The sequence below is a fragment of the Pseudomonas sp. WP18 genome (genome assembly GCF_036689585.1).
GTDB lineage: Bacteria > Pseudomonadota > Gammaproteobacteria > Pseudomonadales > Pseudomonadaceae > Aquipseudomonas > Aquipseudomonas chlororaphis_E.
This window is the reverse complement of record NZ_CP144758.1, coordinates 169,623-185,695: the sequence shown is the minus strand read 5'-3', so window position 1 is coordinate 185,695 and position 16,073 is coordinate 169,623. Positions and strand designations below refer to the sequence as shown.

Genomic DNA, 16,073 nt, shown 5'->3' with positions numbered 1-16,073 from the left:
ATGAGACGCCTCGACATTGCAGTGCCTGGCAGCAGCCAGGCCATGGCCGAACTGGCCAAGGAACTGGAACTGCACGGCCATGGTGTGGTGGATCTGCACACATCGGCCGTCCCTGCCGCGCTCGACCTGTTGATTGACGACGGTACGCAGCCGTGCGCCGTTCAAACCCGTATGCGTCTTGAGGTGCGCGTGGCACTGCGCACGCTGCCCGGCGAACCCTTGCCGCAACCGACCGTGATTATTCGCGACGGCGACCAGAGGGTGTTATGCCAGGAGACAATCGCCCCGCAACGCTGCGGCAATGGCCAGTCATTACGGCTGCGCACGCAGGCGGTGGTGGTCGAGCAGTTGGCGCAGCTGGTCAGTCAGTTCTCGCGGGATGAAACCTGCTTCGAGCATTGGCCCATGGTGCAGGACAACGCAGTTGCCGAGCCGCTGCACGGGCTCGATGCGTTGGAGCCGCTGGCTTTCGAGCACCCTTTCAATCGGCCGCCGGTGCCCTGGCTGCTGGCCGCCGCCGACGTGCCGGTGATGCACGACATCGAACAGCGCATGCTCGACGACGTGACGCAACCGGCCCTGTGGGTCGATGGGCAATGCATCGACTACAAGGCCTTGCGCGGCCTGACGCTGAGGCTGCAGCAGGCGCTGCTGGAGCGGTTGGAACATGCAGACCCAGGGCAATCCAGCCCTGTGGGAGCAAAGCTTGCCCGCGATACAGACACAGCGGTACCCAACCAGACCAAGTCATCGTTTATCGCGGGCAAGCCTTGCTCTCACCAGCCTAGCTCGCAAAAGGTGATTGCGGTATGTCTGCCCAAATCCGCACACCTGTATGCAGCGATTCTGGCGGTGCTGGGTTGCGGCGCGGTGTACTTGCCACTGGACCCGCAACACCCGGCACAACGTCGGCGCTTCATCCTGGAGAACGCCCAGGCAGACCTGCTGTTGCACGCCGGCGACAGTGACCTGGGCGAGCTCGCGCTGCCGACGCTGGATGTGCTGCGCTTGCCGGCACTCAAGCCAGGCTTGCCGACCTCGCTGATCCGCCGCGTGGTGGACGGCGACGAGCCGGCCGTTGCGATCTACACCTCCGGCACCACCGGCCAGCCCAAGGGCGTCTTGCTCAGCCATCGCAACCTCAGCCATTTCTGTGCCTGGTACGGCGATTACGTCGGGTTGCAGCGCGACAGCCGGGCGTTGCAGTTTTCCACCATCAACTTTGACGCATCGCTGCTGGATATCCTGCCAACGTTCATCCGCGGCGCCCTGCTGGTGGTGCCCAGCGAAGACCAACGCCGCGATCCGCAGCAGTTGGTCATGCTGATGCACGCCCGGCAGGTCACCCATGCCTTCCTGCCGCCGGCGCTGTTGAGCGTGATGCCCCTCGACGAGCCCCTGGGCCTGTCGCACCTGATCACCGGCGGCGATGTCTGTGAGCCGTTCGTGATCGAACGTCTCGCCCCACAATGTGCGTTCCACAACATCTATGGCCCGACCGAAACCACGGTGCTGGTGACCACCCGGCCATTCGCGGTCGGCGACAGCAACCGCAACCTGGGCGTGCCCATCGCCAACGCTCGGGTGCTGATCCTGGACGAGCAGCTGCAACCGGTACCCCAGGATACGCCCGGCGAGCTCTACATCGCCGGGCCGGGGGTCGGCCTGGGTTATCTCAACGATCCGACGCTGACCGCCGCCCGTTACCTCGACCTGGCGCTGCCCGGCGGGCAAACGGTGCGGGTCTATCGCACCGGTGATATCGCTCAGTGGACCGCCGCCGGCATCGAGCTCTGCGGCCGCCGGGACAACCAGGTGAAGATTCGCGGCTTCAGGGTCGAGCCAGAGGAAATCGAACACTGCCTGCGCGAGCGCCAGTTGTTTCGCCAGGTGGCGGTGGGCGTGGATGAGCGGCGACGGATCCTGGCCTTCCTGGTTCATCCCGAGGAGGACCGCCCCGGCGCCGCGCTCCAGGCCCTGCGCGAACATGTGCAAGACTCGCTGCCCAGCTACATGCACCCGGCGGCCTACGTTGAACTGCCGAGCCTGCCTTACACCAGCAACGGCAAGGTGGATCGCCGCGCCTTGCTCGCGATGTCGGTGCAGGTCCAGGTCGGCGGCCAGCGACGACAACCTCAGACCCCGCTGCAAACGCAGTTGCGCCAACTGTGGGCCGAGCTGCTGGAGGTGCCGGCCGAGGACATCGCGACGGATGAGAGTTTCTTCAACCTGGGCGGGCATTCGATCCTGCTGTCGCAACTGTTGCTGAGCATTCGCCAGACGTTCGGGCGCAGCCTGTCGATCAACCGGTTCATCGAGGCACCCACCTTGCTGACCTTGGCAAAATTGCTCGACAGCCCCGAACAACACGAGACGTCGACCCTCAGTCCCCAGGCGTTCATTGACGCCGAAGCCGAGCTCAACCTCGACCCGCTGCCCATCAGCCAGTGCGGTGACGTGCACAAAGTCGTGGTGACCGGCGCCAACAGTTTTCTCGGGGTGCACATCGTCGAAGCCTTGCTGGCCTGGGGCGCCACCGAAGTCGCCTGCCTTGTGCGCGCGTCTGCCGGGCAAAGTGCGGCGCAACGTTTTTCCCAGGCCTTGCAGGACAACCGCCTGACCCACCTGGACCTGAGCCGCGTCAGCGTCTACGCCGCCGACATCACCCAACCGCAACTGGGCCTGGCGGACGACGTCTACGCCCGCATCGACCGCACGTTCGGCGCGCTGGTGCACAACGCCGCCCACGTCAACCACGTGCTCGACTACGAGTCGTTGGCGCGGGACAACGTGGAGCCGATTTTCGAATGCCTGCGCCTGTGCGAGGGGCGCAGTAAGAAAATCTTCAACTTCGTTTCCACGCTGTCGGCGTCCAGCGCCCTGGATGCCAACGGCCAGGTGCTGGAACAACCCGCCGCGCCCACGCCGCCGATCTACATCAAGAACGGCTACAACCTGTCCAAGTGGGTCGGCGAACGGATCCTGCAACGGGCCCGGGATCGTGGGGTGTGGGTCAACCTGTTTCGCCCCGGCAACATCAGCTTCAACAGCCTGACCGGGGTCTGCCAGCCCCACAAAAACCGCCTGATGCTGATGCTCAAGGGTTCGATCCAGCTCGGCCAGGTGCCCGACCTATCGCTCAATTTCGACCTGATGCCGGTGGACTTCCTGGCCCGTTTCATCGCTTTCCACGCCAGCCGCTACCAGCCGGCGCAAGCGGTGTTCAACCTGCACAACCCCGAGCCGTTGAGCTGGGATGCCTACGTGGCGTCGTTCCGCGACAGCGGCCGGGAGTTTTCCCTGGTGAGCGTCACCGACTGGCAACGGCAACTGGGCCGGGTCGATGCCGACAACGCGCTGTTCGGCGTACTGGGGTTCTACCTCAACGGGTTCGAGGAAGACATCGGCGATATCTCGCTGATCCGCCACGACAACGCCCGCACCGGTGTGCGGCAGATGGGCGCGCGCTACCCGGAAAAATCCCCGGCCCTGCTACGGCGCGGCGCCGAGTACCTCAAGGCCATCGATTTCATTTGAACCACCCTCACTCACGCAAGGAGCAAGACCATGACTGCATTACAACCCGACACCCTGATCAAGAACCCCCACGCCTGCCAGGTCGAAACCTCGGTGGACGTAGCGGCCCCTGCCGCTCAAGTGTGGGACGTGGTAGGTGATTTTGGCGGCTTCAACCGTTTCATCCCGGCGCTGGCGCGCATCGAAATGACGGGCGAGGGCGAGAGGTCGTTGCGCAAGAAGTTCTTCGCCGATGGGCAGAACCTGGTGGTGGAGCAGCTCAACAGCCGCGACGACCAGGCCATGCACATGACCTGGACACTGATCTACAACACCCTGGGCATCGACAACCTGTGGGCGGCGATGCGCGTCGAACCCCTGGCGGACAACCGCTGCCGCGCCACCTGGACCATCATCGCCGACCATACTGACGCCCACACCCCGTCGGGCTTCAGGGACTTCCTGCAAGGCTTCGCCGACGAGGCGATGGGGAATGTGCAGAGGCTGTTCGTCTAAGTACCTCTCTGTGGGAGCCTGCTCGCGATAGCCGTGCGTCAGAGACAGCGATGTTGCCTGGGCTGACGCCTTCGCGGGCAAGCCCGCTCCCACAGAAGCTAACGGGCGGCTGCAAAAAAAGACTCACCCCAATCCCACTGTGGGAGCGGGCTTGCTCGCGAAGGCCGTGTGTCAGTCAGCAAATCATTTGCTGACACTGCGCTTTCGCCTGCAGGCTCGCTCCACAGGGCCGGATCAGATCTTGAAGCTGTCCACCAGCTGTTTCAGGCGATTGGCCTGTTGGGACAGGGCGTCGCAGTCCCTCAGGGTTTCATTGAGGTTGGCCACGCTTTGCTGGTTCAGCAGGTTGATGTGGCTGACGTCCATGTTGAGGGTTTCCACCACGGCGGTCTGTTCCTCGGTCGCGGCGGCGACCGATTGATTCATGCCGTCGATCTCGCCGATGCGCTGCGTCACGCTGACCAGCCGCAGGCCGGCCTGGTTGGCAACTTCGACGCTTTCTTCACTGGAGGCCTGGCTGGCGTTCATGGTGGTCACCGCTTCGCGGGAGCCCACTTGCAGCGAGGTGATCATCTTGTGGATCTCTTCCGCCGACTCCTGGGTGCGGTGCGCCAGGTTGCGCACCTCGTCGGCCACCACCGCAAAACCACGCCCGGCTTCACCGGCACGGGCCGCTTCGATGGCCGCGTTCAGGGCCAGCAGGTTGGTTTGCTGGGAAATGCCCTTGATCACGTCCAGGATGTGGCCGATGTTGTCGGTGCTGGCGTTCAGGGTTTCGATCTGGGTGCACGACAGGCTGATCTTCTGCGACAGCTCGGTCATGGCCTGGATGGTTTTTTCCACCACCTGGCGACCATCGTCGGCCTGTTCGCTGGCACCACTGGCCTGCTGCGAGGCATCGGCGGCGTTGCGGGCGATTTCCTGGGTGGCGGCGCCCAACTGGTTGATGGCCGCCGCCACGCTGTTGGTGCGAGCACTCTGCTCATCCGAATCCACGAGTGAAGCGTTGGACGAGCTCATCACTCGCTGCGACAGGTCGTGCACCTGGCGGGTAGCGGAAGACACTTCGCTAATCGAGGCATGGATACGCTCGACGAACTGGTTGAACGAGCCCCCCAGTACCGCGAACTCATCCTTGCCCTGCACGACCAGCCGGCGAGTCAGGTCGCCTTCACCCTGGGCGATGTCCTGCATGGCGCGGCCCATGGTGGTCAATGGACGCATCAGCACCTGGATCAGCAGGCTCAGCAGCAAGGCGATGGCCGCCACCGCGACAAACATCGCGATCAATGCGGAGGTACGGAACTGGCTCAGCGGCGCGTAGGCCTTGGCCTTGTCGATCGACAGGCCAATGTACCACTCGGCGCCCGGCAGGCCGGTGACTGGGGTGAACGAGAGAATCCGGTCCTGCCCGTTCAGCTCGACTTCCTGGATGCCCTTGCCGATGCGCACCGGGGTGCCTGGGTAGATGTCCTTGAGGTTCTTCATCACCTGGTCCTTGTCCGGGCTGACGATCACTTGACCGTCGCCGCTGACCAGGAACGCATGGCCGATACCGCCGAAATCCACCGAATTGATGATCTTCACCAGGGTATCGAGGCTCAGGTCGCCGCCCACCACGCCCAGCAGTTCACCGTTTTTCTTCACCGGCAGGGCAATGGTCACCACCAGGCCACCGACGGCGGCCGAGTACGGCGGGGTCAGCATGGTTTTATCGCTGGTCACCGCCTGCTTGTACCAAGGGCGCTGGCGCGGGTCGTAGCCGTCAGGCATTTTGGCGTCGGGCCGCTGGGTGAAGACCCCGTTGGCCTGGCCCACATAGGTGAACTGGAAATTGGAAGTCAGCGCCGGTTGGTCAACCAGCCCCGCCAGGTCGGCGGCAGCCCCCTGGTGCGCGATGTTCTGCCCCAGGTTCTCCAGCACCAGCACGCGCCCGCTCATCCAGTTCTGGACGCTGCTGGCCGTGAGGTCGCCGGATTGTGCGATGGAGGACTCGAGGCTGCGGCCGATGGTGTTGCGCTGCAGATAGTCGTTGTAGAACGTGAACAGGGCAAACGCCAGCACCACCACACCGGAGGCGGCTAGAAGGATTTTGTGGCTGAACTTCAGATTCATCGACGAGGCTTCTTATGCAGGGAGTGGGGGTGCATTCCGGTTGCAACAATCCATGTAACAGCGCGGGCAGGACAGGTGGCCCGCTCCACTTTGGTGCACACATATCAGGCTGTCGGCCAACGCCTGAAAAAAATGAGCGCTTAACAGAAATGGGCGACGGAAGGCCATGGCGGGGCGAACGGTGGTTGCAAATTCATCGGACCATGATGACAATGCGACCTATTATCATTTGTGATACCAGGCCCGTCGCGTTCATGTCGTCTCCCGAGTTTGCAGTTCAGGCGCTCTACAGCAATCATCACGGCTGGCTCAACACCTGGTTGCGCACCCGGTTGGGCAATGCCGCCGATGCGGCGGACCTGGCCCAGGACACGTTCGTGCGCCTACTGCAACGCAGCGAACGCCTGGAGCTCAAGGCCCCGCGGGCGTTTCTGCGCACCATCGCCCATGGCCTGGTAATCGATCATTGGCGCCGGGAAGAAATCGAGCGCGCCTACCTTGAAACCATTGCCCACCTGCCGCCCGCCGAAACCCCGGGGGCCGAAGCCCAGGCCTTGATTCTGGAACTGCTGGAAGCCATCGCACGGATGCTCGAAGGCCTCAAGCCAAAAGTGCGCAAGGCCTTTTTGCTGGCCCAGTGCGAGGGCCTGACCTACAAACAGATCGCCGAACAGATGGGGATCTCGTTGCGATCGGTGGAGCGTCATGTCGCCGATGCGCTGTACCACTGCTATGTGTTGCGCTATGAAAGCTGAACCCCTGGACACCCCCCGCCCCAGTGATCCGTCGCAACAGGTCGTCAGGCAAGCGATCAACTGGTTGCTACGCCTGCGCAACCACGCCCCCGATCCTGTCCTGAGCCAACAATGCGACGCCTGGCGCGCTACCGACCCGGCGCACGAACGGGCCTGGCAACGGGTGCAATCGCTGCACAGCGAACTGACCACGAACCTGCGGGCAGTGCCCGGCGTCCACACGGCCCTCGACACCCTGGAAAACAGCGCCCAGCGCCTCGCTCGCCGCCAGGCCCTGAAGCTGCTATCGGGCCTCGTGCTGGTGGGTGGTGTCGCCTGGCTGGGCAAAACGTCGCCATGGCAACCCTGGAGCGCCGACTTCGCCACCGCCACGGGCGAACGCCGCGGCTTCCAGCTGCCGGACGGCTCCCGCCTCGAACTCAATACCCACAGCGCCGCCAACCTGGATTTCAACGCCGACCATCGCTGGGTGACCCTGGTGCGCGGGGAAATCATGCTCACCTGCAACCGCGACACCGCGCGGCCCTTGCGGGTACAAAGCCGACACGGCCTGTTCGAGACCGTCGAGGGGCGCTTCGTCGTGCGCCAGGACAGCGACTGCACGCGCTTGAGCGTCACCCGCGGCACGGTGGCGATCCGTTCCCACTCCAGCGGCAGTGGTGCGCCCCTCCAGGTGACTGCCGGGCAAAGCTATGTGCTCACCCCGTCGACCACGACGCTGGCGGCCTCGCTGGACATGGACACCAGTGCCTGGGCGGACGGCTTGATCGTCACGCGCGACATGCGCCTGGAGGACTTTCTCAGTGAGGTGGGCCGCTACCGCCCGGGCTTGCTGAAGTGCGCGGCGTCCATCGCCGACCTGCGCCTGTCAGGGGTGTTTCGCCTGGAGGACACCGACACATTGCTGGCGGTCCTGCCCCGTACGCTGCCGGTGCAGATACGCTACCGAACCCGGTGGTGGGTCACGGTGGAACGGCTGGCTTGATTTTTTTTTGGCGGGTTTCGGGCCGGTGTCCGGCTAGGACAGTAAGCAACGCTTATCTGCCTTCAGCGACTCCAATGGAACCCACAATGACTGAGCGCTTACTTCACCGCAATTCCTTAGGCCTGCGCGCGCAACCGGGCCTGTTGTGCCAGGCGGTCCACGCCGCGCTGTTCTGCACCGTGCTGGGCGTCGGCGCCCTGCCGCTGCTGGCGGTCGCCGCCGACCATGGCGTGACGGCCAGCCATCAGCGCTACAACATCGCGGCTGGCCCGCTGAGCGAGGTCTTGAATCAATTCGCCCGCCAGGCCGGCATCACCCTGGCCAGCACGCCGACCCACACCAGCGGCGTCCAATCGCCCGGACTCAAGGGCGACTATTCGCCCGACCAGGCCCTGAGCCACCTGCTCAGCGGAACGGGCCTGGTTGCGGTCAGCCAGGACGGCAGCAGCTACGTGCTGCAAGCCGCGCCCGCCGACAACGCCCTGGAACTGCCCACCACGGACATCAAGGGTTTCGCGCTGGGCAACGCCTTGGGCAGCATGGAAGGCTACAACGCCACCCACAGCCAGGTTGCCACCAAAACCAGCGCCGCCCTGCGGGAAACCTCGCAAAGCGTGTCCGTGGTTACCCGCGAACAAATGGACGACCAGGGCGCGCAAACCGTGTCCCAGGCCATGCGTTATAGCCCCGGCGTACTGACCAACCCCTACGGTGCGACTCATCGCTACGACTACGTGGCCATGCGCGGTTTCAACGACGGCTCGGTAGACAACATCTACCTCGACGGCCTCAAATCCATGGGCGACAGCGGGACCTACAGTTCCATACAGATCGACCCGTATTTCCTGGAGCGGGTCGATATCCTCAAGGGACCGTCCTCGGTGCTCTATGGCCGCAGCTCCCCCGGTGGCCTGGTGGCCCTCACCAGCAAGAAACCCTTGTACGAAGCCTATCGCCAGGTCCAGGCCACGGTCGGCACCCAGGGCCAGCGCGGCATGGGCTTTGACTTCACCGGACCAGTGGATGACGACAAACGCATCACTTATCGCCTGGTCGGCCTGGCGGACACCTCCGACACCCAGTTCGACCACAACAAGGAAAAGCGCTTCGCCCTCGCCCCCACGGTGAACATCGACTTCAGCGAAGACACCTCGCTGACACTCCAGGCCTACCTGCAGCATGACCCGGAGGGCGGCTACCACGGCGGCATGCCGGCCGACGGCACATTGCACTCGCGCAACGGCCGGCGGATTTCCGAACATTTTTTCGAGGGCGAGCCGGGCATCGATGGGTATGAACGGGACCAGCAGTCGTTCGGCTACCAGTTCGAACATCGCTTCAACGACGTCTTCACGGCGCGGCAGAACTTCCGATACCTGGATTCGGAGGTCAAGAACGACCAGGTCTACGCCTACGGCTGGACCACCCCCACCAGCAACGAGCTGAACCGCTACTACAGCGGCGCCGAGGAAAAACTCCACGCCTTCATCGTCGATAACATGCTGCAAGCCGAGTTCTTTACCGGCGCGACGAAACACACCGTGCTGATGGGTGCCGACTACCAACGCCGCAAGACCGTGGTCGACTGGACCAGCGGCAGCCTGGCCCCGATCAACGCCTTCGATCCGACCTACGGCAACGCCGCCATTACCTATTTCAGTCCCACCAGCTACCTGCGGCGCCTGGAGCAGACCGGCGTCTACCTGCAAGACCTGATCGAAATGGACCAGTGGCGCTTTTCCCTGGGCCTGCGCCAGGACTGGGTCGAAACCTCCGATGAAAACCGCATCGCCGAATCCGGTCGCCCGCAAGGCACCGAGATCAACGACAAGCGCACCAAGCTCACCGGTCGCGCCGGCGCGCTGTACCTGTTCGACAACGGCCTGGCCCCGTACATCAGCTATTCGGAGTCGTTCAACCCCAACTCCTACGCCGACAGCGCCGGCAACCCACTGCCACCCACTGACGGCAAGCAATGGGAGCTGGGCTTGAAATACCAGCCGCCGGGCACCGATGACCTGTACACGGCCTCGCTGTTTCGCATCGACCAGGAGAACCTGGCGACCAAGCTGCCCCAGGAAAACTTCTACCGCGCCGTCGGGGCCGTGCGCTCCCAGGGCCTGGAGCTGGAAGCGCACCTGCAACTGACCGAGCAGCTCAAGGTGCTGGGCAGCTACACCTTTACCGATATCGAATACTCGAAGTCGATGATCAGCACCCTCAGCAGCGCCACCGACATCATCGAAAACAAAGGCAACTCACCGACCCAAGCGCCGCGGCACATGGCCTCGCTCTGGGCCGACTACCGGTTCGACAGCGGCGCGCTCGACGGCCTGCGCCTGGGCGGTGGCGTGCGCTATGTCGGCTACAGCTGGGCCGACGCGGAGAACACCACGAAGGTGCCGTCCTATACGCTGTTCGATGCCTCGGTGGGGTATGACCTGGGCAAGGTCGGGCTCAAAGGGGTCGATGTGCGCCTGAATGCGAACAACCTGACGAACGAAAACTACGTCGCCTCGTGCGCCAGCCTGAGCTATTGCTACCTGGGTGAGGAGCGCAATGTGGCGGCGACGGTGAGTTATCGGTTCTAACTCATTCTTCAGGCCCTACATGCACCTGTGGCGAGGGGATTTATCCCCGCTGGGTCGCGCAGCGGCCCCAAAGAGGTTGAACGCAATCAAGCCTGACATTACGAGACGGCAGCTCAAAGGGGCTGCTGCGCAGCCCAGCGGGGATAAATCCCCTCGCCACAGGTTCTGTGTTTGTCCCTGAAGTGGTGCGTCTCAAACCTGGGCCGCACTCACCTTCTCCCGCGCCACACCCTCTTCCCGCACAAACCGGTTCGCCCGGCCAAAGGTGCCGAAATCATTGAACCGTACGCCCATCTCGCGCATCACCTTGTGGGCCACCGGCACGGTGAGCTGGCGAATGTAGAACGGCTCTTTCACCACGAAATGATGGATCCCGTGGCTGCTGCCGAAATTGAAGCAGAACGCCTGCAACGGCCACAGCCACCAGGGATTGAGCACCTGGGTCTGTTGGATGACGTTGCCTGGCTCGACGTCGCCGTAGTAATGCATGTTCGAACTGATGAAGTGCAGGCAGAAGGTGCGCAGCACATTGGGGCCGATGATCACCACTGCCGCGATGTCGATCACCCGCATCACCGCCAGCGTGTCCGCCGACCAGTCGATCGAGGCGCCGAGCAGGCCCGCAACGGCATTGGCCCCGTGAAAGCCGAGGAACACGTACCAGGCGCCCCAATGCAGCAGCGCCAACGGAAAATAGACCTTCAGCGTGCGCTTGAGGATGCCGCGCTTGTGAGCCCAGCTCTTGGCCCGCAACAGCCGGATGAAGGCCGACATCACGTTGTCGCCGACCATCAGCAACCGCGCCAAGCCCCAGGGCTCGCCGTTGGTGATCGCGCGCTCCTCGAGGTCGGCCTCGCTGCCGGACACCTTGTGATGGTTCAGGTGCAGGTGGCGACGGATCCACGGGTTGATGGTGCTCGGACGCGCCAGCCACACCAGGCCCATCATCAGGTTGTGAGGCAGGCGTTGCTTGCGAAAGTACATGCTGTGGATCAGGTCATGCTCCAGCTCGTGGGTCAGCGAAGCGAAGAACGCATTGAGCAGCAGGCACGCCCATCCGGGCAGCGCCCCGTTGAGATAGAGCAGCGCCGAACCGATCATTCCCGCCAGGGCGAACGCCAGGATGCCCGCGCCGATCGCATCCTGGTGCCGCAGGATCGGGTAACGCTGGCGCAAGTGCTCGCCATGGGCCAACACCACCTGGCGAATATGGGCGGATCGTTCTTGTGCATTCAATCGCTCGGGACTTGCGCAACGGCCGTGCATGGCTTACATCCTCTAGTTATCGATGTGCTCATCCTGCCGGGCGTTGTCCCATGGGGTGGTAGCCGTATACGCCAACCTGTTGACCGCAAGCGCCAATCGTCATGCCTGAACCGACCTCACTCGCCAGCTGGACCCGCGCCCTGCGCAAACAGCTCGATGCCTTGGGCCTGGACAGCCATGCCTTGTGCCTGGAGGCCGGCCTCGACCCGCAGTTGATGGACGACCCGAACGCCCGTTACCCGCTCTCGGCAACAACACGCTTGTGGACGTTGGCGGTGCAGGCCAGTGGCGACCCGGCGATCGGCCTGCGCGTGTCGCGCTTTGTCAGCCCCACCACGTTTCACGCCCTGGGTTATGCCCTGGTCGCCAGCGGCAGCCTGCGGGAAGTGTTCGAGCGGATCGTGCGCTATCACCCGGTGGTCAGCGACGCCCTGACCCTGCAATTGAGCCGCGGCGAAGACCGCTACCGCTTCAGCCTCGATGTGCCAGCGTGCAATCCGGCGCCGGCCTACGAAGCCATCGACGCGTTCGTCGCGATCTATGTGCGCACCTGCCGCAACCGACTGGGCCGCGACTACGCACCGCTGGCGGTGTACCTGCGGCGCCCGGAACCGGCAGACCCTGGCCCCTGGCACAAGGTCTTGCGTTGCCCCGTGCACTTCGCCGCCGCCCAGGATTGCCTGGAGTTCGACCTCAATGATTTCGACAGCCACCTGGACGACGCCAATCCGGAGCTGGCCGAACACAACGAAGCGGTGCTTGAACGCACCCTTGCCCAGCTCAAGCCACTGACGTGGGAGCGCAAGGTGCGTGCGGCCATCGAGGCCCAGTTGCCCGAAGGCGAACCCAGCGCCGAACGCATCGCCCAAGCCATGCACCTGAGCCTGCGCAGCCTGCAACGGCACCTGGCCGACGAAGGCTGCCGCTTCGACGCGCTGCTCAACGAATGCCGCGAAAACCTGGCGCTGCTGCACCTGCGCGACCCGCATTGCTCGCTGAGCGAAGTCAGCTACCTGCTCGGCTTTGCCGACACCAGCAGCTTCAGCCGAGCATTCAAACGCTGGACCGGGATGACGCCCGGGCAGTTTCGAGAGGGGTTGCGCTAGCGTTTGCGGCGATTGATCTGGCCCCTTCGCGGGCAAGCCCGCTCCCACATGAGATTTTTGCCAGGCACAGATCCCCCTGTGGAAGCGGGCTTGCTCGCGAAGGGGCCAGGCCCGTCAACAGACAGGGCGGCGTTCAAGGCGCCGTCAGCGCCCGCAACCGTTCGATGTCGAGGATTTCGATCTCGCCATAACCGAGGTGAAGAATGCCCTGGACCTGCAGGTCCTTGAGGATCTGGTTGGTGGTCTGGCGCGACAGCGAGAGCATCAGCGCCAGTTGTTCCTGGGGCAGTTGCAGGACCCGGCGGGCCGGTTCGATTTCGCCGTAGCCTTCGGCGATCAGCAGCAGGCGATGGGCCACGCGGGCCGGGGCGGGCATCAGGCTCAGGTGTTCGAGGTTGATGAAAGTCAGGCGCAACTTGTGGCTCATCAGCAGTGCCAGGTGCCGCCAATACATCGGTTGTGCCTGCAGGAACGCCAGCAATGGTGCCTGAGGCAAATGCAGCAGCGTACAGTGCCCGACACCGACCGCGTCGTGGGTGCGTGGCTGACCGTCGAACAGGCAGATCTCGCCGAACCAATGGGGCGCCTCTATAACGCTCAGCAGCGCTTCCTTGCCCTGCTCGCTCACCGAGCCGACCCGCACCGCGCCTTCCAGCACGGCGTACAACCCGCAGGGCGGGTCGCCGCGCCGGAACAACGCATGCCCCGCCGGCACGCGACGCACCCGCGACATGTCCAGCAGGCTATGCTGCAACTCGACGGGCAGATGGCTGTACCAGTGGCCGGCCATCAGGTGCGAGTGCCAGGGATGCGAATTCATGGAGACTCCGGGACAAGTGTCGGCTAGCTGACAGAACGCCGCGTCGAACCTGGGCATCATGCAGGCATCACCTCAAGAGGAACAACAATGAAAAGCCTCGTCGATCATCTCAGTCAATACGCCGCCTACCACCGCGACCCGCGCAACATCGCCAGCCATTTCATTGGCATTCCGCTGATCTTCGTCGCCGTGGCCGTGCTGCTGTCGCGGCCAGGCTGGCCAGTGGGTGCGGTCCTGGTCTCGCCGGCGCTGCTGGTGGCCATCGCCAGTGCCTGGTTCTACCTGCGCCTGGAACTGCGCCTGGGGGTGCTGATGACCGTGCTGCTGGGCCTGGCGGTATGGTTCGGCCAATTCCTGGCCGCCCAGAGCACCTCGGTGTGGTTGGCCAGTGGCCTGGGAATGTTCGTGGTGGGCTGGGTGATCCAGTTCGTCGGCCATTACTACGAGGGCCGCAAACCGGCGTTCGTCGATGACCTCACCGGGTTGATCGTCGGACCGTTGTTCGTGGTCGCGGAGGCAGGGTTCCTGCTGGGGTTGAGGCATGACCTGAAACACGCCATCGAGAAACGTGCCGGGCCGGTGGCCGTGCGTCAGCAACGTTCGGCCGCCTGAGGCCCAACCCTTAGCGCTGGCCGAGGCCAGGCTCGGGGTCGCGGGGTACAAGGCCTGCGCGCGAGGGTCGATGGGCCGACGGCAGGTCCCAGCGGCCGAGCGTGACCTCGCGGTAATCCCTGGGACGGGCCTGGGCAATTTTCCAGGCCCAGCTCTGGATGTACGCCTGGTCGGACACCACCGTCGAATCGGTCGGCTGGTGGAGCCCGGCCGCATAAGGCTGGTACCAGACGCCCAGCAGCCACAACTTCATGATCGAACGCGCGGCCTGTGCGGGCCGGGTGACGGCCGGGCGCGATCCGTTCATCAACACGGCCTGGGCAATCTGACCCGCCGGCCGGCGTTCGGCCGCCATCCGGGCGTACTGCGTCAACAGGGTGTCGAGCACTTCAGGCGTGACGCGTGGGGTGATGAACTCGAGGAAGATACGCGGCAGGCCCATCGGGTCGATCGCCGGCGCCAATCGCTCGCAAGGAATACCGGTCAGGGCCGATGACAGGCCGATGAAGTTATCCAGGTCACTGTTCATGCTTTCTCTCCTTGGCATCAAGACACCAGGAGATAACACCGGCCCGTCATTGGACCTTTACAACGCCTCCTGGCCCATCAGAGTCTAGGTAGGGAGACGCCTGGGGGTAGAACCGATCGGCGCAAGACTGCGCGCGGTTATTCAGATTTGAATGGGGTGAAGGTGAGGTCGTCTTCGCGAGCAAGCTCGCGCCCATAGAGGAAACTGTGGTGACGGCGCAATGAGCGGCCACCTCAGGTCCATCGTGGGAGCGAGCTTGCTCGCCAAGCGCTTAAAGGCTGGCGACTTTCTGCCAGACCTTCGGCTTGAAGAACAACGTCTCGCCCTTCGCCAGGCCCACCAGGCTGTCGTGGTCCTTGACCACTTCGGCTTCGATCAGCTCGCTCTGGCCTTCCACCTTCAAGGTCACCCGCGTGGTGGCGCCCAGTGGCCGGATATCGCGCACCTCGGCGGCGTGATGGTCTTCCAGTTCCGAACGCGACAGCGAAACCTCATGGGGGCGGAACAGCACGTGCTGGTCCTCACCCAAGTGCAGGCGATTCGAATCACCGAGGAAGTGATAGACGAAATCGCTGGCCGGGTTCTCGTAGACGTCGCCTGGCGAACCGATCTGCTCGATCACGCCCTTGTTCATCACCACGATCCGATCGGCGACTTCCATGGCTTCTTCCTGGTCGTGGGTCACGAACACCGACGTCAGGTTGATGTCCTCGTGCAGCCGCGCCAGCCAGCGGCGCAGCTCCTTGCGAACCTTGGCGTCGAGCGCGCCGAAGGGCTCGTCGAGCAACAGCACCTTGGGTTCCACGGCCAGGGCGCGGGCCAGGGCGATACGCTGGCGCTGGCCGCCCGACAGTTGCTCGGGGTAGCGGTCGGCGAGCCAATCCAGTTGCACCATGTTCAGCAACTCATGGACCTTGGTCGCGATCTGGCTTTCGGTCGGGCGCTGGCCCTTGGCTTTCATGCGCAGGCCGAAGGCGACGTTGTCGAACACCGTCATGTGGCGGAACAAGGCGTAGTGCTGGAACACGAAACCGACATTGCGATCACGCACGTCGTGGCCGGAAACGTCCTCGCCGTGAAACACGATGTTGCCCTGGTCCGGGGTCTCGAGGCCGGCGATGATCCGCAGCAGCGTGGTTTTGCCACAACCCGACGGGCCCAACAGCGCCACCAGCTCACCGCTCTGGATGTCCAGGCTGATGTCGTCCAGTGCCCTGAACGCGTTGAAATTCTTGCTGACGTTACGAACTTCGATCGACATG

General features: G+C 63.9%; 12 protein-coding genes. 7 read left to right on the top strand and 5 right to left on the bottom strand.

The window, feature by feature from the left end:
* Positions 1-3,537, top strand: coding sequence for a non-ribosomal peptide synthetase (locus V5F23_RS00840; RefSeq protein ID WP_123579736.1), 3,537 nt, complete (start codon positions 1-3; stop codon positions 3,535-3,537).
* A gap of 30 nt (positions 3,538-3,567) precedes the next feature.
* Positions 3,568-4,032 carry an SRPBCC family protein gene (locus tag V5F23_RS00835; RefSeq protein ID WP_338497284.1) on the top strand — a complete coding sequence of 155 codons (465 nt, stop codon included), beginning with the start codon at positions 3,568-3,570 and terminating at the stop codon, positions 4,030-4,032.
* Between the two features lie 234 nt (positions 4,033-4,266).
* Here the strand turns inward: V5F23_RS00835 and V5F23_RS00830 are convergent, their stop codons facing one another.
* On the bottom strand, positions 4,267-6,147 hold the full coding sequence (locus tag V5F23_RS00830) for a methyl-accepting chemotaxis protein (protein ID WP_047736252.1): 1,881 nt from the start codon (positions 6,145-6,147) through the stop codon (positions 4,267-4,269).
* A gap of 254 nt (positions 6,148-6,401) precedes the next feature.
* On the opposite strand from V5F23_RS00830, the gene V5F23_RS00825 reads away from it, so the two are divergent.
* From V5F23_RS00825 to V5F23_RS00815, 3 genes are all read left to right on the top strand, one after another.
* Positions 6,402-6,902 (top strand): sigma-70 family RNA polymerase sigma factor, encoded by a 501-nt coding sequence (locus tag V5F23_RS00825; protein WP_053148977.1) that lies wholly within the window; start codon positions 6,402-6,404, stop codon positions 6,900-6,902.
* Positions 6,892-7,887 (top strand): FecR family protein, encoded by a 996-nt coding sequence (locus tag V5F23_RS00820; RefSeq protein WP_338497279.1) that lies wholly within the window; start codon positions 6,892-6,894, stop codon positions 7,885-7,887. The genes V5F23_RS00825 and V5F23_RS00820 overlap by 11 nt, the downstream gene beginning before the upstream one ends.
* An 86-nt stretch (positions 7,888-7,973) precedes the next feature.
* Positions 7,974-10,478, top strand: a complete 2,505-nt coding sequence (locus tag V5F23_RS00815; RefSeq protein ID WP_042732816.1) for a TonB-dependent siderophore receptor — start codon at positions 7,974-7,976, stop codon at positions 10,476-10,478.
* A gap of 192 nt (positions 10,479-10,670) precedes the next feature.
* Here the strand turns inward: V5F23_RS00815 and V5F23_RS00810 are convergent, their stop codons facing one another.
* Positions 10,671-11,744, bottom strand: coding sequence for a fatty acid desaturase (locus V5F23_RS00810; protein ID WP_042732002.1), 1,074 nt, complete (start codon positions 11,742-11,744; stop codon positions 10,671-10,673).
* Between the two features lie 101 nt (positions 11,745-11,845).
* Between V5F23_RS00810 and V5F23_RS00805 the strand changes: the two genes are divergently transcribed.
* Positions 11,846-12,850, top strand: coding sequence for an AraC family transcriptional regulator (locus V5F23_RS00805; RefSeq protein WP_212803238.1), 1,005 nt, complete (start codon positions 11,846-11,848; stop codon positions 12,848-12,850).
* Positions 12,851-12,983: 133 nt separating this feature from the next.
* On the opposite strand, the gene V5F23_RS00800 is transcribed toward V5F23_RS00805, so the two are convergent.
* Positions 12,984-13,670 (bottom strand): Crp/Fnr family transcriptional regulator, encoded by a 687-nt coding sequence (locus V5F23_RS00800; RefSeq protein ID WP_042732004.1) that lies wholly within the window; start codon positions 13,668-13,670, stop codon positions 12,984-12,986.
* A gap of 87 nt (positions 13,671-13,757) precedes the next feature.
* Here V5F23_RS00800 and V5F23_RS00795 point away from each other — a divergent pair, with 87 nt between their 5' ends.
* A complete protein-coding gene (locus tag V5F23_RS00795) occupies positions 13,758-14,282 on the top strand; it encodes an Mpo1-like protein (RefSeq protein ID WP_042732005.1) in 525 nt (174 codons plus the stop codon).
* Between the two features lie 10 nt (positions 14,283-14,292).
* Here V5F23_RS00795 and V5F23_RS00790 read toward each other — a convergent pair whose 3' ends face one another.
* Both V5F23_RS00790 and V5F23_RS00785 read right to left on the bottom strand, forming a co-directional pair.
* Positions 14,293-14,811 (bottom strand): hypothetical protein, encoded by a 519-nt coding sequence (locus V5F23_RS00790; RefSeq protein ID WP_042732006.1) that lies wholly within the window; start codon positions 14,809-14,811, stop codon positions 14,293-14,295.
* A 271-nt stretch (positions 14,812-15,082) separates the two neighbouring features.
* Positions 15,083-16,072 carry a sulfate ABC transporter ATP-binding protein gene (locus V5F23_RS00785; protein ID WP_042732007.1) on the bottom strand — a complete coding sequence of 330 codons (990 nt, stop codon included), beginning with the start codon at positions 16,070-16,072 and terminating at the stop codon, positions 15,083-15,085.
* Position 16,073 lies beyond the last annotated feature (1 nt).